Annotated in this window: 12 protein-coding genes and 1 pseudogene; 6 read left to right on the top strand and 7 right to left on the bottom strand. The window is 67.8% G+C overall.

All coding sequences use genetic code 11. The features are described from left to right. Positions 1–118 precede the first annotated feature (118 nt). A complete protein-coding gene (locus NM962_07730) occupies positions 119–2,116 on the bottom strand; it encodes a M13 family metallopeptidase (GenBank protein UVO13942.1) in 1,998 nt (665 codons plus the stop codon). A gap of 51 nt (positions 2,117–2,167) precedes the next feature. Here NM962_07730 and NM962_07725 point away from each other — a divergent pair, with 51 nt between their 5' ends. Both NM962_07725 and NM962_07720 read left to right on the top strand, forming a co-directional pair. Continuing rightward, entirely contained in the window at positions 2,168–2,884 is a 717-nt protein-coding gene (locus tag NM962_07725; protein ID UVO13941.1) for a hypothetical protein, read from the top strand. Next, complete coding sequence (locus NM962_07720; protein UVO13940.1) at positions 2,881–3,594, top strand: hypothetical protein; 714 nt, start codon at positions 2,881–2,883, stop codon at positions 3,592–3,594. The genes NM962_07725 and NM962_07720 overlap by 4 nt, the downstream gene beginning before the upstream one ends. 22 nt (positions 3,595–3,616) lie before the next feature. On the opposite strand, the gene NM962_07715 is transcribed toward NM962_07720, so the two are convergent. Further along, complete coding sequence (locus NM962_07715; GenBank protein UVO13939.1) at positions 3,617–4,111, bottom strand: helix-turn-helix transcriptional regulator; 495 nt, start codon at positions 4,109–4,111, stop codon at positions 3,617–3,619. Further along, positions 4,108–7,095, bottom strand: a complete 2,988-nt coding sequence (locus tag NM962_07710) for an MMPL family transporter (protein UVO13938.1) — start codon at positions 7,093–7,095, stop codon at positions 4,108–4,110. The genes NM962_07715 and NM962_07710 overlap by 4 nt, the downstream gene beginning before the upstream one ends. Positions 7,096–7,484: 389 nt before the next feature. Here NM962_07710 and NM962_07705 point away from each other — a divergent pair. Then, a pseudogene (locus tag NM962_07705) lies at positions 7,485–7,784 on the top strand (hemophore). 19 nt (positions 7,785–7,803) lie between these two features. On the opposite strand, the gene NM962_07700 reads toward NM962_07705, so the two are convergent. Further along, on the bottom strand, positions 7,804–9,078 hold the full coding sequence (locus tag NM962_07700) for a YbhN family protein (protein ID UVO13937.1): 1,275 nt from the start codon (positions 9,076–9,078) through the stop codon (positions 7,804–7,806). Between the two features lie 78 nt (positions 9,079–9,156). Between NM962_07700 and NM962_07695 the strand changes: the two genes are divergently transcribed. After that, positions 9,157–10,323, top strand: coding sequence for an AI-2E family transporter (locus NM962_07695; GenBank protein ID UVO13936.1), 1,167 nt, complete (start codon positions 9,157–9,159; stop codon positions 10,321–10,323). Here the strand turns inward: NM962_07695 and NM962_07690 are convergent. From NM962_07690 to trmB, 3 genes are all read right to left on the bottom strand, one after another. Next, positions 10,283–13,174 (bottom strand): MMPL family transporter, encoded by a 2,892-nt coding sequence (locus NM962_07690; protein ID UVO13935.1) that lies wholly within the window; start codon positions 13,172–13,174, stop codon positions 10,283–10,285. The genes NM962_07695 and NM962_07690 overlap by 41 nt on opposite strands. 74 nt (positions 13,175–13,248) lie before the next feature. Then, positions 13,249–13,944 (bottom strand): NYN domain-containing protein, encoded by a 696-nt coding sequence (locus NM962_07685; protein UVO13934.1) that lies wholly within the window; start codon positions 13,942–13,944, stop codon positions 13,249–13,251. Further along, on the bottom strand, positions 13,944–14,708 hold the full coding sequence (gene trmB, locus NM962_07680; GenBank protein UVO13933.1) for a tRNA (guanosine(46)-N7)-methyltransferase TrmB: 765 nt from the start codon (positions 14,706–14,708) through the stop codon (positions 13,944–13,946). The genes NM962_07685 and trmB overlap by 1 nt, the downstream gene beginning before the upstream one ends. A 226-nt stretch (positions 14,709–14,934) precedes the next feature. Here trmB and NM962_07675 point away from each other — a divergent pair, with 226 nt between their 5' ends. Next, positions 14,935–15,894: a hypothetical protein gene (locus NM962_07675; GenBank protein ID UVO13932.1), complete on the top strand. Its 960-nt coding sequence runs from the start codon at positions 14,935–14,937 to the stop codon at positions 15,892–15,894. Continuing rightward, positions 15,891–17,387 (top strand): hypothetical protein, encoded by a 1,497-nt coding sequence (locus tag NM962_07670; GenBank protein UVO13931.1) that lies wholly within the window; start codon positions 15,891–15,893, stop codon positions 17,385–17,387. Before NM962_07675 ends, NM962_07670 begins: the two co-directional genes overlap by 4 nt. Positions 17,388–17,434: the final 47 nt, after the last annotated feature.

Raw genomic sequence — 17,434 nt, 5'->3', positions numbered from 1 at the left:
GACGGTCACGCCGACGGCACCCCCGGCGACAACGGTGCCAACGGCACCAACAACCCCTAGCTGTGACCCACGCCGACAGTGCGGTTTGATACGCACGGTCGGGAACGGCGCGGCAGGCTCAGTTCCAGATCCGGACCCGGGATGCAGGCTCAAGGTAGAGCGCGTCGTCTGGCGTGACGCCGAAGGCATCGTAGTAGGCGTCCATGTTGCGAATCACCCCGTTGCAGCGGAACTCCGGCGGAGAGTGCGGATCCACTGCCAGGCGCCGGATCGCCTCGGCGTCACGGGATTTCGTGCGCCAGACCTGCGCCCAGCCGAAGAAAACGCGCTGGATGCCGGTCAAGCCGTCGATCTCCGGAGCCTCGGTACCGGCCAGTGACAACTGGTAGGCGAGCAGAGCAATGGAAAGCCCGCCCAGATCGCCGATGTTCTCCCCGACGGTGAACGCGCCATTCACGTGCCGGTCGCCATCCAGTTCACGCGGCACATAATTCTCGTACTGGGCGATCAACGCGCGTGTGCGGGAACCGAATTCAGTGCGGTCGGCGTCGGTCCACCAATCGATCAGGTTGCCGTCGCCGTCGTACTTGGCGCCCTGGTCATCGAAACCATGTCCGATCTCGTGGCCGATCACCGCGCCGATACCGCCATAGTTGGCCGCGTCGTCGGCGTCGGCGTCGAAGAACGGCGGTTGCAGGATCGCGGCCGGGAAGACGATCTCGTTCATTCCCGGGTTGTAGTAGGCGTTGACGGTCTGCGGTGTCATGAACCATTCGTCGCGGTCGACCGGCTGGCCCAACTTGGCCAGTTCGCGGTCGTAGTTGACCGCGTAGCCGCGCAGGTAGTTGCCGTAGAGGTCGGCGGGGTCGGTGAGCAGCGCGGAGTAGTCGCGCCACTTTGCGGGATAGCCGACCTTTGCGGTGAACTTGTCCAGTTTGGCCAGCGCCCGCTCTCGCGTTTCCGGGGTCATCCAGTCCAGGTTGGTGATGCTTGCCCGGTAGGCCTCGCGCAGATTTCCGACCAGCTCGTCGATGCGTGCCTTGGCATCTGGCGGGAAATGCTTTGCCACGTAAAGCTTTCCGACGGCGTCGCCCATCAGGGACTCAACCACGGACACGCCGCGCTTCCACCGGTCGCGGATCTGCTCGGTGCCCGACAGTCGGCGTCCGTAGAACTCGAAGTCCTCCGCGATCAATTCCTCGGTCAGCAGCCCAGCGCGTGCATGGATGATCCGCCACCGTGCCCAGTTCTGCCAGTCGGCGAAGTCCGCGCTCTCCCACAGTGCGGCGAACGCCGTCAGGAAATCGGGTTGCCGCACGACCAGCTCGTCGGCAGCCGCGACGGAGACGCCGAGAGCACCCACCCAGCCGGCCCAGTCGAAACCAGGCGCCTCGGCCGGCAGCCCCGCAAAGGTGCGCAGGTTGTAGGTCAGCTCGGCGTCGCGGCGCTTCACCACGTCCCAGTGCGCGCCCGCCAACCGGGTCTCCAGCGCCACAATGCCCGCCGCGGTCGCGGCGTGCTCGTCCGGTTCCCCGCCGTAGACCAGTGCGAACATCGCTGCGATGTGACCCGGGTAGGCCGCCAGGATCTCGGCGTGCTGTTCCTCGCGGTAGTACGACTCATCGGGCAGTCCGATGCCCGACTGGCTCAGGTGCAGCAGGTAGCGGGTCGAGTCCTTGGAGTCGGTGTCCACGTAGAGCCCGACGCCGCCGCCGACCCCGGTGCGCTGGCCCGCGCCCACCACCCGCGCCAGGGCCTGGCGGTCACCGGCATTGTCGATCCCGGCCAGCTCCTGGCGCAGCGGCTCCACCCCGCGCTCGCGGACGGTCTGCTCGTCCAAGAAGCTGGCGTAGAGGTCGCCGATCCGGCGCTCGTCGGTATCGGCCGCATCCGCACTCGCAGCGGCCGACTCGCCGGCCTCGGTGAGCAGGTCGCGGACCTGGATCTCGGCCCGGTCGAACAAAGCGCGGAAGGCTCCGTCGGTGGCACGGTCCGGTGGCATCTCATAGCCGTCGAGCCAGCGGCCGTTGACATGACCGAACAGATCGTCCTGCGGGCGGACACCACTATCTATATAGGTGAGATCAAGGCCGGAACGGGTGGCTGGTGAGGTCACCGTCCCATCCTTCCACGACGGACGGTGCAGCTCTCCTGTAGCGTCACCGCCATGCCTGACGAGCAGCAACCCGACGACGCCACTGAGGTGGACTCTGAGATCACCGATCTCGACGACGTCACTGTAGAGAGCACCGAGGACCCGGCCGCAGCAGAGACGGCGCGCGAAAAGGCGCCAGCGAAAGCCGGCAAAAAGAGCACCCACAGCAAGCCGGCAGCGGCGGCCTCAGGCCGTGGCCTGTCCGGCTACGGGTGGGGCTCGGTGGCCTTTGGCGTGGTCGCGGTGGCGGCGTTGGTCTTCAGCCTGATCACCTGGTACGAACACCACGAAGACGTCAACGAGCGCGGTTACCGCAGTCGGGTGCTGCAGACCGCCGCCAGCTGGACCAGCGTGCTGATCAACTTGAACGCCGAGAACGTCGAGAAGGGCATGGCGCGGCTACGCGACAAGACCGTCGGCGAACTCAACAGCGAGTTCGACGCCGCCTTGGCTCCCTACCGTGACGTGGTGCAGCGAATCCAGTCACGCAGCAGCGGCCGGATCGAAGCCGTCGCCATCGAGCTCGAGCACCACGATCTCGACGAGTCGGCCGCGACCGGCAGCGACAAACCGTCGAACCCCGGCCGTACCGACCCGGTGATGGTGATCGCCACCTCTATCGCCGAGAACGTAGGCGGCAGGCCCCAGACCGTGCACTGGGCTCTGCACCTCGACGTCACCGACGTCGCCGGCAACATGATGATCTCCCGATTGAGGTCGATTCGATGAGCAAGCTGGAACTCTTGAAAACGCAAACTCTGTGGCGGGTGCTGGCGGTCGATATCGCCGCGCCGCTGGCCGCGGTCGGTGGCCTGCTGCTGGTGGGGCTGACGCTGGACTGGCCGGTCTGGTACGTGTCGCTCTGCTCGGTGCTGATCCTGCTGATCGTCGAGGGCATGGTGGTCAACTTCGTGCTGCTGCGCCGTGACGCGGTCACAGTCGGCACCGACAACGAGCGGCCCGGTCTGCGCTTCGGGGTCGTCGGCCTGGCTGCGGCCGCACTGGTGGCCGCAGCCGTGCTCGGATACCTGCGCTGGACCGTTCCAGACCGCGACCTGGAGGTCGACTCGGGTGAGGCGGTCAAGACCGCCGTCGCCATGGCCGAAGCTGCGGCCACGGTCTCGCCGGCCAACCCGGATGCGTCGATCGAGAAGGCTGCGGCCTACATGGTCCCGGACCGGGTCAACGCGTTCCGGGAGAGCATCGGCCGGACCGCCACCGACATGGCCAACCGCAACATCGCGGTCGAGGCGCAGACACTCAGCGCCGGTGTCGAGGCGCTCGGACCGTCGGCCGCGCGGGTCGCAGTTGTGATGCGCAGCGTCCAGACAGTGGCGAACCAGCAGGTCAAGCAGTCGGTTGTGCCGGTGCGGGTGACACTGACCAAGCGCGGCGGTCAGTGGCTGGTCCTGGAGATGTCACCGATCCACGCTCGCTGACGCGGCGGCGCAGCGCCCGGCGTCAGACGACGTCGGGCGTCTCGCGGGTCTGCAGCTTGACGAAGCGGTCGGACAATCGGCGCATCCGGATCATCAGTGAGGCCGGCGGGCTGACCGTGCCGTTGAGGTATTCACCGAGCGTGTCGGCGGGAACCCCGACCCGCGAGGCGAACTCTTGCTGGCTCAATCCGGACCGCTCGATCAGCACCCGCATGTGACGCGCGACCTCCGCGCGCTCGTTGGCCTCCAGGTGCGCGCGGGTGCGGGCCAAGACCTCCGACAGGGCTTTGGCGATACCGAAGGATTCGGTGCCCTCCAGCACTTCTTCGACTTGGCGTGCGGTGCGGCCGTAGGGATCGCGCTTGAGTGCCACCACGATGAGCTGCCAGGTGGCGATGTCGCCGGTCTGCAGCGCAGCGCGGATGGCCGACGTGGGCCAGAACTCGACCGGACGGTCGGTGTCGCCGGACGGCTGCCGGGGCAGCGGCCCACGGCGTCGGTCCGCGGCCAACGTCACCTCGCCTCCTCCAGCATCGCCACGGCAACTGCCAGGCAGCGCCCTTGGACGTGTTCCCAGTCCGTACTCGCCCCAAGCGCATCGTCGCCGGAGGTGTAGTCGCCGCGTGCGGTGGGCTCCGGATCGGCGAGTCGACATACCAGCTGGGTGGCCATCCAGTGTCCGTCGGCTGGTTGACCAGAGTAGTACGCATCAATTCCGCGGAGGGCCCCAGCAACGGTTTTCGGGCCCAGCGCATCGGCGAGGTCGGCCAGCCCGGCGTAGTCGCGTGGGCTGTTGCGTGCCAGCACCAGGTAGCCCGCCAGGCGCAGCGTTTCGGCGCCGGTGGGGATCTGCAGCCGGTCTCCGGTGGGCAGTTGGACGGCGGCGGTTTCCATCGGACGGCACCGGGTCAACGCCGGGATGTCGAGCCCGATCTCGGTTGCCGCCCACGACTCGGTTTCCAGGGCGTCGAGGGCGATGGCGAGTCGGCGACGCCACACGGTGACCGGGTGAACCGGACGGATGGTGCGGGGCTGCGCCCGGACGGTACCGGTACGCGACTGCCAGCCGCCGGTCAGCCGTGCCAGCGCATGGCTAACCATGGTGCCGCCGGAGGGAGCCGGCTCGGTAGCGACCGGCACCGCTTGGATCTTGCTGGTGGCCATCTCGGCAACCCCGCAGCCGCGCAGCGCCAACGGGTCGCTGACGCAGACCGCGTCGGGAACCAGTCCCTTGAGCCGGGCCGCCGACTTGACCACCACGCGAAGATCGGCACTGGGGGTGATCAGGGTGGAGATGTCATCGGGTATCACCACGACATCGCCCAAATCTACTGTGGGTAAAGGCTTTTCGAAGTCCACCGACGGCAGGATCCGGGCCAGCCAGCGCGGCAGCCACCAGTTCCACTCGGCGAACATCGCCATCAGTGCCGGAACCAGCACCAGCCGCACCACGGTGGCGTCCACCGCGATCGCCACCGCGCAGGCCACCCCCAGCTCGGCGACCAGCGGCATCCCGGCAAACGCGAATCCGATGAACACCGCGATCATGATCAGGGCCGCGCTGGTGATGGTGCGTGCACTGGTACTCACCCCGTACGCGACTGCGTCGTGGGTGTTACCGGTCTGCAGAAAACGCTCGCGGATGCGGGTCAACAAGAAAATTTCGTAGTCCATCGACAAGCCGAACGTCATCGCCAGCACGAGCGGCGGAATGAACGTGTCGATGGAACCGGTCGATGCGAAGCCGAACCGCTCCAGCCAGCCCCACTGGAACACCATCACCAGGCTGCCGTAGGCAGCCGCCACCGACAGCACCGTCATCACGACGCCCTTGAGCGCCAGCAACACCGATTGGATCGAGACCAACAGCATTAGGAACGCGATCAGCGCCACGAAGACCAGCACCATCGGTTCGGCGGCTGCGACCCGGTCGTCGAAGTCTTTGATCAACGCGGTCGGTCCGCCGACGTCCACCTGTACTGCTGGCGAGCCCGCCGCCTCCGGCAGGTGTTCGCGCATCCAGTCGACGGTCGTTCGCGCCCCCATGTCCTCGGGATCGACCGACAACACCGCAGACAGCAGGCCGCTGCTGTTGTCGTTGCCGAAGACCGGCGGCGACACCGAAGCGATGTTGGGGGCCTGCGACATCTCCTGGCGGATGGCCGCAAACGTCTCGGCATGGGCCGGCGCCGACGCATTCGCGCCGGGGATGGTCACCAACACCCGGATCGGTCCCAGCGCACCCGGACCCAGGGCTTGGGCTGCCGCGGCCACCCCGCCCCGAATCTCGTGGGAGGAGTCGAACTGGCGCAGCATGCTGTTGCCCTGCGTCAGCGACAGTGCCGGCGCCGCGAGCGCCAGCAGGAATCCCGCGGTCACTAGGGCCGACGCCCACGGGCGACGCATCACGTAAGCCGTCCAGCGTGCCCAGAACCGCGACTGGGCGACCTGCGGGCCCCGTGCCCAGTGCAACAGTGTCGAGCGTTTGGCGACCGCGCGGCCGAACATGGCCAGCACCGCCGGGGTGAGGCTGACCGAGGCCAGCACCGCCACCGAGACGGACAGGATCGCTCCGGTGGCCATCGACACCAGCACCGGGGTGTTGATCAGATAGATGCCGGTCAGCGAGGCCACCACGGTCAGGCCCGACAGCACCACCGCAAGCCCGGACGTCGCCATCGCCGCGTCGACGGCCTCCTGCGGTTGGCGGCCGGCCCGTAGTTCCTCGCGGTAGCGCATCAGAATGAAAAGCGAGTAGTCGATCGCCAAGGCGATCCCGAACATCGACACTGTCGACGTGACGAACACCGACATCGTGGTGAATAACGACAGCAGATAGACCAGGCCCATGGTGACGATCACGGTGCCGATCCCGAGCGCCAGCGGGATTGCGGCGGCCGCCAGTGAGCCGAACACCGCCAGCAACACGACCAACACGATCGGCAGATTCCATCGCTCTGCTTTGCCGATGTCCTGCTTGGTCTTCGCCGACGCTGCGGCGCCGAGGGCGCCCTGACCGATCACGTAGAGGTTCACCGAACCGTTCTCGACCCGGCCGGGATGCTCGCCTTCCACGCCCAGCTTGGTGCGCAGCTTCTTGGCGACGTCGACCGCGCCGGTGTTGTTGAAGTCCACTCGCAGGGACACCACGTACGGCCGGTCGGGCCGCGGCGGCGGCTGCGTCGTATCCGGCAGCACCGTCACGCTGGCGACTTCGCCGGCGGCCCGCTGGAGCAACGCGACGGCGTCTTTCATGTCCCGGTAGGTGGCGTCGGCGCGGGGCGCGGCGACCAAGGCCAGCGGTGAGGCGCCCTGCTCGGGAAAATGGTCCTCGAGCTGGTACTGCACATGCAGCGACTGCGATCCTTGGACCTCGAAGCCCCCACCGGTGAGGTGGCCGGACTGGGTGGCGGCCAGGTAGAGCGAGGGGATCACAGCAAGTAGCCACCCTGTGAAGACCACCCAGCGGAATCTGCGCAGGTTGCTGCTGAAGCGCATCATGAACTGCTGGATTTCGTCTCTCCCCGCTCTCGCCCGCACTGGTGCGTCGCGTGCTGCGAGCCTACCGCAGCAACCAGTTGCGCTCACCGTTTCTGTCGCCTCTGAGCTGCTCCGATGCCTTCCGGGAACCACACTGTGACCAGGCCGACCTGTGCTCGGGTGGCGGCATCAAGTGGTTACTGTCAGGATGGGCAAAAGGCCGTCTTTCGATCTGCCGTTGCTGCCGGGGGGCATCGCGCGCACACCAGAACCATCGTCGAAGCGTCGTCCGCAATGTGGCGGGACTCGTCGGGGCCGATCAGAGATCTCGCCAGTCGTAAGGAGAATTCGTGAACATCACCCGCGCCACCGTGCGTCGCAGTCTGTCGGGCAAGGGCGTCCTTGCTGCCGTGCCTGTCGTCCTGGGCGGGGCCGTCACGGCCGCGCTGCTGGCCACCCCGTCGGCGCCCTCGGCGACCGCCGCCAAAGACCCCTGTGTGGCCAGCGAGATCGCTCGAACCGTTGGCAAGGTGGTCACCTCGACGGGCGACTACCTGGACTCGCACCCGGACACCAATCAGGTGATGACCGGTGCGCTGCAGCAGCAGCCCGGCCCGCAGACGCTGGCAAACCTGAAGGCGCACTTCGAGGCCAACCCGAAGGTCCAGGACGACCTCGCCAAGATCATCGCGCCGGTGCAGGAGGTCAGCGACCAGTGCAAGCTGGCGGTCAGCCTGCCGCAGGTGCTCGGGCTACTGCAGGCCGTACAGGCTCAGGGCGGCCTGCCGGGCGGCGGACTGCCTGGCGGTCTGCCTGTAGGCGGTCTGCCCGTGACCGGCCTGCCTGTGAGCGGACCTCCGACCGGTGCGCTGACCCAACCGGTAGCGCTTCGCTGAGGACCGGCGCGTACTCATCGGTGTCGTGGTCGGCCGCGTTGTCGCTGCGGAACACGAAGAAGAACACCACCCAGCCGGCGGCTGATACCAGCACCCAGCTGATCATCCGGTAGATCAGCACCGCAGAGATGGCGTCTGGCAACGTCAGCCCGCTCGACATCAGGCCCGGCACCAACACGGCCTCCACCACCAACAGGCCACCGGGGATCAGGGGAATCGTCCCTGCCGCGCGGGCGGCGGCGTAGGCCACCGTCAAACCGGCGACCGACGCCCGCCCGCCGGCGGCATAGGCGGCGCACGCCAGGCAGGCGACGTCCGCGACCCAGTTGAACAGCGACCACCCGAACGCCGTCGACAGGTCCCGGCGGCCCAGGCTCACCGACTCCAGTTGGCCCAGCAGCCGGCGCCAGGTGGCAAGCCCGGCGTCCACGGGCCGGGCGCGCACCGAGTTGAACCAGGACAGCACGCGAACGCCGATGCCGTCGATCAGTTCCGGTCGCGAGGCGACCGCCTGCGCCAGCAGCAGCAGCGCGATGAAGCCGCCGAGGGTGAACAACAGCGAGAAGGGGTTGCTGCGGGCCCCGAGGAGGAACGCCCCGCCGAGGCCCAGTACGGCCAGCCCGACCGCCTGCAGAACCCCCGACATCACCAGCTGCCACGACGCCACCACCGGGGTCGCGCCCCAACGGCGTTGCTGCCGGTACAGGAAGGTCGCCGACAGCACTGGGCCGCCGGGCAGGGTGGTGCTGAGCGAGTTGGCGGCGTAGAAGGCGGCCTCGGACTGCCGCTGCGACACGTGCACACCGGCCGAGCCCAGTAGCGTCCGCTGGATCTGCGCAAAGCTGTGCATCGACGCCGCCGCGGCCACCGCCGCTCCAATCAGCCAGCGGGCGTCGGCACGGCCGAGACTGCACCACGCGGCGGAGACCTGGTCCCACACCAGCACGAGTTCGATCGTGAGCACGACCGCGACCAGACCCACCAGGACTGGGCGCACCCACCGGGCTTTGCCACCGGCGCGCTGTGGAGCCGTGGGTTCTCGCCCGCTGACGCCCTGAACGACGACGTCGGGAAGGACGCAGTCGTGCGAAACGGGGGCGTGGGGCACGAATTCAAAGGTTAGCCGCGCTACGTCGATATTCGGCTACCTGATGTGCACCCGCTGCGGCATCGTTACGCTACCGGAATGTCAGCCAGCGCAGACGAATCCGTACATCCGACGGTGCGCAAGGCGGCCGCGTGGGCCTGGCGCTTGCTGGTGCTGTTCGCCGCGGCACTGCTGGTGCTGCTGATCATGCGGCGCCTCGAAGTAATCGTCGTCCCGGTGGCCATCGCAATGATGATGTCGGCTCTGCTGTTGCCCGGCGTGGACTGGCTGTCCCGGCACGGGGTGCACCGGGGACTTGCGGTGTTCCTGCTGCTGCTGAGCGGTCTGGCCGTGCTTGCCGCGTTGCTGAGCTTCGTCGTCGACCAATTCATCGACGGCGTACCTGAACTGGTAGAGCAGGTTACCCAGGTGATCAATTCGACCCAGCACTGGTTGGTCGAAGGTCCGCTACATCTGAGCAGTGAACAGATCGACAGCGCCGGAGACAGCGTGGTCAACGGCCTGCGCAACAACCAGGCCAAACTGACCAGCGGGGCGTTGTCGACAGCCGAGACCATCACCAAGATCTTCACCGGTGCCTTCGTGGTGCTGTTCACGCTGATCTTCTTTCTCTACGGCGGTCGCGACATCTGGCGGTTCACGGTGAAGTTCTTCCCGAGCCAGGTGCGCGCCACCGTCCACGCAGCCGGCGTCGCGGGATTCGAATCACTGATCGGCTATGTGCGGGCCACGTTCCTGGTGGCGCTGGTCGACGCCCTCGGTATCGGCATCGGCTTGGCCGTCATGGCCGTGCCTTTGGCGTTGCCGTTGGCCTCGTTGGTGTTCCTGGGGGCCTTCATCCCGCTGGTCGGTGCGGTGCTCACCGGTTTGCTGGCCGTACTGGTCGCTTTGATCGCCAAGGGGTGGATCTACGCTCTGGTCACCCTGGGGCTGATCATCGCGGTCAACCAACTAGAAGCCCATGTACTGCAGCCGCTGGTTATGGGGCGTGCCGTCTCGATCCACCCGCTGGCGGTGGTGTTGGGTATCTCCACCGGCGGAATCCTGGCCGGCATCGTCGGTGCGCTGCTCGCCGTCCCGACCATCGCCTTCATCGATCGGGCGGTGCGGGTATTGGTCGGAGCCTCGGATTCGGGCACGCCGGCAGATGCGGATGCCCTGGAAGCCGTGGCTGCCGATACGCCGGACCCAGAAGCCGGCGACGTCAGTACCGACCCTCCCGACGCAGCAGTTCAGCAGCGCTGAGACCGCCGGCGGCACCGCGCCGCTGCGGGCTCTGCGGCTTGTCTGCCGCATCGTCGCCGGGCTGATCGCCGACCGCGGTGAACTTCTCGGTGGCCGGGTTCTCGGGGTCCTGAGCCGGGATCGCCGTGGTGGGAGCGTTCTCGGTGTTGTCTGCGCCGCCGGTGGGTTTAGGCAGGGACCGGGTTCGCTCGTCGGACGCCTCCGGCTGAGTTTCACCCTGCCTGCCGCGGCGGGCCTGCGACGCGTCACGGCCGCCGCGCAGTTCGCCCAGCCACGACTCGATTTCGCGTTCCTCACCCGGGCCCGCGGATTCCTTGCCGGGGGACGTCACCCGCTCGGTCGCCGGGTCGGCTGCCGAGAAACGGGTGGTAGGCGGCTCGGCCGGGCCGGTGTTGATCCGATTGGTCCGGGCGTTGGAAGGGTGGCCGCTCACCGGCCGGGTCGGAAGCTGTTCTGCGGGAAGCCGTGCCGGGGCAGCGCGGCCCGGGGCGGGGTGGGTGGGGTCGTGCGTCGGGCGCGGGGCGGCGGCGCCTGCCGGGGCCGCTGCGACGGTAGCCGTGGCGGGGCGGCGGGTCACCCGGCGCCGCTCGTCGGGCAGCCGGATCTCGCCCAGACCGATCCGGTTCTGCAGGCGCTTCATCCAGCGTGGCGCCCACCAGCAGTCGTCGCCGAGCAGTTTCATCACCGACGGCACCAGGAACATCCGGACCACGGTGGCGTCGAGCAACAGCGCCGCCATCAGGCCGAACGCCAGGTACTTCATCATCACCAAGTCGGAGAACACGAACGACGCGGCAACCACCGCGAGGATCAGTGCGGCCGCGGTGATCAGCCGGCCGGTGGTGGCTGTGCCGATCCGGATCGCCTCGGTGGTCGACATCCCGGATTCTCGTGCCTCCACCATCCGGGAGACCAGGAACACCTCGTAGTCGGTGGCCAGGCCCCAGCCCACCGCAACAACCAGCGCAATGACCACCACCATCAGTGGGGTCGGGGTGAAGTTGAGCAGCCCGGCGCCGTGCCCATCGACGAACATCCAGGTCAAGATGCCCATCGTCGAGCCAAGCGTCAACGCGCTCATCACCGCCGCCTTCAACGGCAGCACCAGGGAGCCGAACGCCAGGAACATCAGCAGCGTTGTGGTGCTCAGCAGGATCACCAGCATCAACGGTCCCTGGCTGACCAGCGCGTGGATGCTGTCCTGTTCGAGCGCGGGTGTCCCGCCGACCAGCACGTCCAAGCCCTTGGGTGTGCTCATCGCGCGCAGCGCCTTGATCTTCTGCGCGGCGTCGTTGCGGTTGATCAAGCCGTTCTCGATGACCCGGACGGACGGGTCCTTGGAGGCTCCTGGCAGGTAGGGGCGCTGCTTCCACATTTCGGCGGGATCGTCATCGGGAACAACGAATCCGCTGATCGCCATCGCGCGGTTGCGGACCTCGGCGACCTGCTGGTCGGTGACCGGCTTGTCGGTATCGCTCTTGATCACCAGGGTCAGCTTCTCGGTACGGAAGCCGGGGAAGATCTCGTCGAAGTGCTCTTGGGCCACCCGGGCGGTGTTGTCCGGGGGCAGGTATTTCTCGCTCATCCCGCCGAAAGTCAGTTTGCCCAGCGGGATGATCAGCAGGATCATCGCGACGACGATGGGGATCGCGAACGCCAGCGGCCGCTGCATCACGTAGTTGACCAGCTTGCCCCAGAACCCGGCTTCGACCTCTTCGCGGGTCTTGGTCTTCTGGGTCTTCTCGGCGAACCAGCCGATGATGCGGTTGGAGAACTCCCAGTCCCGCAGGAACGGAATGCGGTAGAGGGTGCGTACCCCGAGCGCGTCGACATTGGTGCCCAACACGCCCAAGATGGCCGGCAGCAGGGTGATCGACAGCAGCGCGGCCAGGCCCACAGAGGCGAAGATCGCGTACGTAATCGCCTTGACGAAGCCTTGCGGCAGCACCAGCAGGCTGGCTCCCGACACGATGATCAACACCGCTGAGAACACCACGGTGCGTCCGGCCGTCATCACCGACCGGCGGACCGCCGCTTCGGTGTCGTAACCCTCGGCGATCTCCTCGCGGAACCGGCTCACCACAAAGAGCCCGTAGTCGATCGCGATACCCAGGCCGATCAGCGAGACCACCGGTTGGGCGAAGAAGTTGATCGGGCCGAACATGGCGGCGAAGCGCAGGATGCCGGTTGCGCCGGCGATGCTCAGCCCACCCACAATGACCGGCAGGCTGGCGGCGATCACCCCGCCGAACACGAAGAACAGCACCACGGCCACCAACGGCAGCGCCAATACCTCCATGCGTTGCTGGTCGGTGGCGATGGTGCCGGTCAATTCACTGGCGATAGGTTGCAGACCGCCGAGCTCGACCTTGCCGCCGTCGAGTTTTTGGAGGTCCGACTCGGTTGCCTGGAAGTTCTTGAGGATGGTGTCGTCGTCGTCGCCCTTGATCTGTATCGATGCGAACGCGTGCTTCTTCTGCGGGTCGGCCATATTGGCCAGCGCTTCCGGATTGGTGAAGTAGCCGACCCAGCTCATGATCTGATCGGGGTGGTCATTCTTGACCTTGTTCAGGCCGTTCTTGACCGCGTCGAACCATTCCGGGTCGTCGACCGTCTCGCCCTTGGGCGCGGTGAAGACCGCCACCACATGGCTGGTGCGATCCCGGCCGTAGACCTCGTCGCCGACGATCGACGCCTGCACTGACTGGCTGCCGTCGTCGTAGAAGCCGCTCTGGGTGACGTGGTCGCCCAGGCTCATTCCGTACACACCGCCACCCAGGCAGAGCGCCACCATCACGCCGATTACGATGAACCGGTAGCGGTATACAGTTCGACCCCACCAGGCGAACACCTATACGCTCCTTACTAAGGTCTGTGGAGAAATCTTTCGGACCCGTGCGCCCGTTATTGCAGGCTCTCCAGTTGTCACTCTCGCGAGTTCAGTAGGGAACTCAGCGGCCGGAATGGCTGGAGCCACGCTCCCTGTTCCGGCAGCGAATCCAGGCTGATTCGCGGCAGCCGCTCCCGGAACACACCAGGGATGTCCTCCAGGTCAACGAACTCCAAGGTATCCGAGGCTAGCGCCCAGCTCGCATGTTCGCGAAATCCGAGCACAGAGGTGGCGATACCGAGACCACACAGTTCTTCCAGCGGTTCCCGGAATGCCTGACCGTCGGCGGAGGCGACCGCCACCGCCACCAGTCCCTGCTCTTTCCGCAGCGCGATGTGTTCGAGCATGTCGGAGTCGACATCACTGTCCTCATCGATCTTCGGCTTGGCGAAGACTGCAAAACCCACGTTACGCAACGCTTCGACCCAGGGCCGGACGACGTCGGCGCTGCCCGGGGCGATATTGGTGAACACGGTCGCCTCGGGCTCCACCGTGACCTGCGGGTGCAACGCCGCCACCTCGGCAGTGCGGTTGAGCAGCCAGCGGCCCAGTGCGTCGAAACGGGGCCGCTCCACGCCGGTCGGACGACGGCCCAGGATCGCGCCCAGACCCATGTCCAGATTCGGGGCGTCCCACACCAGCAACACCCGTTGCGTCGGTGGTCCCTCGACGGTCGGGTCGGTCCCGGTGGGCTCGGCGTCCGCTCCTACTTTCAGGTCGGGGCTGGTCATCAGACCCGCTCCCAGACGAACTCGTTGATCACGCTGCCCGCAGTGCGGCCCTTCGCCTCGTACTTGGTGGTGGGGCGAGCGACCGAGATCGGCAGGGTGGTCGCGTCCCCGAAGGGGTTGGTTACCCGGCGCAGGCCCGGTTCGCCGTCGCCGGACTCGGCGATCTGCACCGCGTAGTCGGCATGGTCGGTGGCCGCGTGCAGCACCCCGCCCGGTTGCAGCCGATCGGCGATCAGCGCCATGGTGGCCGGCTGCAACAGTCGCCGCTTGTGGTGCCGGGCCTTGGGCCAGGGGTCGGGGAAGAAGACGCGCACCCCGATCAGCGATGACGGGGCGATCAGGTACTCCAGCACGTCGAGGCCGTCGCCGCGCAGCAACCGGATATTGCTCAGCTGTTCGCGGTCGATCGCGCACAACAGTTGCGCCAACCCGCGCTCGTAGATTTCGACGGCGATGACGTCGAGGTCCTGTTCGGCCTGTGCCATCGCCACTGTGGAGGTACCGGCTCCGCAGCCGATCTCGAGCACCAGGGGAGCGTCGCGGCCGAACCAGCGGTGCGGGTCCAGGGGCTGGGGGCGGTCGGGACCGTCCGGCGGGACGACCTCGGCGCCCAGGTCGGGCCAGAGCCGCTCCCAGGTCTGGCGCTGACCGTCCGAGAGGGCGGAGTGCCGGTAGCGGACGCTGAAGTTGCGGAAACGGCGTGGAGCGGGGGTGTCGACGCCAGGGACGTCTGGTGCTGACTCGACGTCGCGCTGAGCATGCATGCAGTCCATGGTGGCCCATGGACCCTCGTGTACCCACTTTGCGGTCCACATTGATACCCAACAGTTGCCTAGCGCGGCCCGATCCGCTGGATCGACCGGCCAGTTCGGATTCGCCGGAGCGCTTGCTCGCGGAACTACACCGCTCACCGAATCCGGCGGTGACTCGCGTCGCGGCGACACAGCTGACACCATGGCCGCGGGGCCGATTGCGCGGGGAGGCAGGGTCGTGACACAGGGGCACCAGCTCTTCGCTGACGAGCTGACCGCGCTCGCCACCCAGAACTTTGACCCGCGACTGGCGATGATTGCCGCGGTTGTCGCCGCGCCGTTGCAGGTCGCGGTGGGTGGCCGTCGCGGTGTCGGTCGGCGCACCGTCGCCGCAGCGCTGGCCGCCGCCGGGGTGCGCATCGCCGAGCAGTCCGCTTTCGCCGAAGTCGCCGACTTGTCCGTTCATGTCGTCGCCGAGGTGATCAAGCCCGAGGACACCGCTGCGCTGCACGCCGCGCGCCGGCACCCGGTGCTGGTGGTACTGAACAAGGCCGACCTGCGCAGGCACGACGGTGTCTCCGAGGTCGCGGGCGCGACCCCAGGACCGGTTGAACCGATGTCGGCGTTGTTCGCGCTGGCCGCGCTCGGCGGTGAGCTGGACGAGGCGCTGTGGGAGGCGCTGGGCCGCGTGGCCGCGCGGCCCGCCGATCTGCGCTGCGCCGAACAGTTCGTGAGCCGTCCGCACCCGGTGCCGCGCCAGGCCCGCGAGCGGCTGTGCGCCACCATCGACCTGTCCGGGGTCGCGGCACTGCTTGACCTGGCCGGGAGCGGCGGGACCGTGGCGCAGGCCCGCGCCCGGATGCGCCAGCTCAGTGGTGTCGATCGTGTCGTTGCCCGGCTGAAGGGGATGGGCGCTGCTGTCTACCACCGGCGGATGGCGGAGGCGGTGATCCGGCTGGAGGCGATGGCGGTCGGGGACAGCCGCATCGACGAATTTCTGAACCGCGACGCGACGGTCGCCGCCCGGCTGACCGCGGCGGTGGCCGCGAACGACGTACCGGACGAATCGGTGCTGGCACGGGCCCGTCGCTGGCAGGCGCATCGCAGCGCGCCTGTCAACGCCGCCCAGCGGTCCTGCGCCGCCGACATTGCCAGGGGATCGCTGCGGGCCTGGGCGGCGATGCGGGACCGCCTATGACCGCCTCGGGTGCAGATTCAGCCGATCCGGACCCCACCACCGGGGTCGACGCCCTCGTCGCTGAGGTCGCTCCCGAAGTGCGTCCACCGGCGGTGCGGCGCTGCGATGTGGTGGTGGTGACCGGCCCCTGGCTGGCCGGGGTCAGTGCGATGACCCAAGCCCTCGCTGACCAGATGCCGCAATGGCTGGTGATGGAAGCCACCGAACTAGCCCCGGGGGAGGTGCCGCTGGCGGTGGTGTTCGTGGTGTCGGCGGCCGCCGCACTGACGGAGTCGGACTGTGCGCTGCTCGATGCCGTGGCCGCCCACACCGACGTGGTGATCGGCGTGGTATCCAAGGTCGACGTCCACCGGCAGTGGCGCGAGATGCTGGCAGCAGCCCGCGAAACCCTTACCGGCCACGCGCCGCGCTACCGCGATGTGGCATGGGTGGGGGCAGCGGCGGCACCCGAACGCGGCGCGCCGCGGATCGACGACCTGATCGCGAAACTGACCCAACAGCTCGAGGAAGGTGACGCTCCGCGGCGTAACCGGCTGCGCTCTTGGGAGTTCCAGTTGCGCACCGACGCCGATCGCATCGACCGCGACGCCCGCGCGGAAGGGCGTCGCGCTCGAGTGACGCAACTGCAGGAGCAGCGCGACGAGCTGGTCCGGCAGCGGCGAATGTCGAAATCGGAGCGCGTGATCGCTCTGCGCAGCCGCATCGCCCAGGCCCGCGTGCAACTGTCCTACTTCGCCAGCAAGCGGTGCGCCTCGGTACGCAGCGAGTTGGGCGAAGACGCGGCGGGCATGACGCGGCGCCGGTGGGCCGAATTCGAGTCCTATGTCCACGACCGGTTGACCGAAGTGGTGGCGGAGGTCGATCAGGGGGTCACCGACCATTTGGCCGACGTGGCCCAGGAACTGGGGCTGGCCGCCCACGAACCGTCGACCGGGGCGGCGGTGCCACTGCCGCAGGTCGAGTCCGGCAAGCCGCCGTTGGAGTCCCGACGGTTGGAGACCCAATTGATGGCGGTGCTGGGGATCGGCTTCGGGCTGGGCGTGGCGTTGACCTTGAGTCGGGTCTTCGCTCACCTCGCGCCGGGACTTGCCGCGGTGGGTGCGGCCGGATGCGCCATCGTCGGGGTGGTGGCCGCGGTGTGGGTGGTCAGGATTCGGGGGCTGTTGCGCGACCGGGTGGTGCTCGATCGGTGGGTGGGACAGGCCACCAGCGCAGTGCGGTCCTCGGTGCAGGAGCTGGTGGCCCTGCGGGTGGTGGCCGCCGAGTCGGTACTCACCGCCGAGCTCGCCGGGCACAACGAGACCGAAGCCGCGCGCGTCGCCGACCGGGTTGCCGCATTGGACCGGGAACTGCGTGAGCATGCGGCCGCTACGGCCCGCGCCGCCGCGGTACGCGATCGCAGGCTGCCGGCGTTGCGGCGGGCATTGGACAATGTGCGCGCTGAGCTGGGTGAATCGGGCCCGGTCGACGCCGCGGTCACGGTCGACAGATAGCGCGAGTTGCGATTGTTTCGATCCGTGTAGCTATTGACGGTAATCTC

The sequence above is a fragment of the Mycobacterium sp. SVM_VP21 genome, from assembly GCA_024758765.1.
GTDB lineage: Bacteria > Actinomycetota > Actinomycetes > Mycobacteriales > Mycobacteriaceae > Mycobacterium > Mycobacterium heraklionense_C.
Note: the sequence above shows the minus strand (reverse complement) of the source record. Positions and strands in the feature narration are given on the sequence as shown.

What these genes read in the sequence shown, in the direction of transcription:
- NM962_07725 (UVO13941.1), top strand. Translation starts at nt 2,168, where the DNA reads ATGCCTGACGAGCAGCAACCCGACGACGCCACTGAGGTGGACTCTGAG.
- NM962_07720 (UVO13940.1), top strand. Translation starts at nt 2,881, where the DNA reads ATGAGCAAGCTGGAACTCTTGAAAACGCAAACTCTGTGGCGGGTGCTG.
- NM962_07710 (UVO13938.1), bottom strand. Translation starts at nt 7,095, where the DNA reads ATGATGCGCTTCAGCAGCAACCTGCGCAGATTCCGCTGGGTGGTCTTC.
- NM962_07695 (UVO13936.1), top strand. Translation starts at nt 9,157, where the DNA reads ATGTCAGCCAGCGCAGACGAATCCGTACATCCGACGGTGCGCAAGGCG.
- NM962_07685 (UVO13934.1), bottom strand. Translation starts at nt 13,944, where the DNA reads ATGACCAGCCCCGACCTGAAAGTAGGAGCGGACGCCGAGCCCACCGGG.
- trmB (UVO13933.1), bottom strand. Translation starts at nt 14,708, where the DNA reads ATGCATGCTCAGCGCGACGTCGAGTCAGCACCAGACGTCCCTGGCGTC.
- NM962_07670 (UVO13931.1), top strand. Translation starts at nt 15,891, where the DNA reads ATGACCGCCTCGGGTGCAGATTCAGCCGATCCGGACCCCACCACCGGG.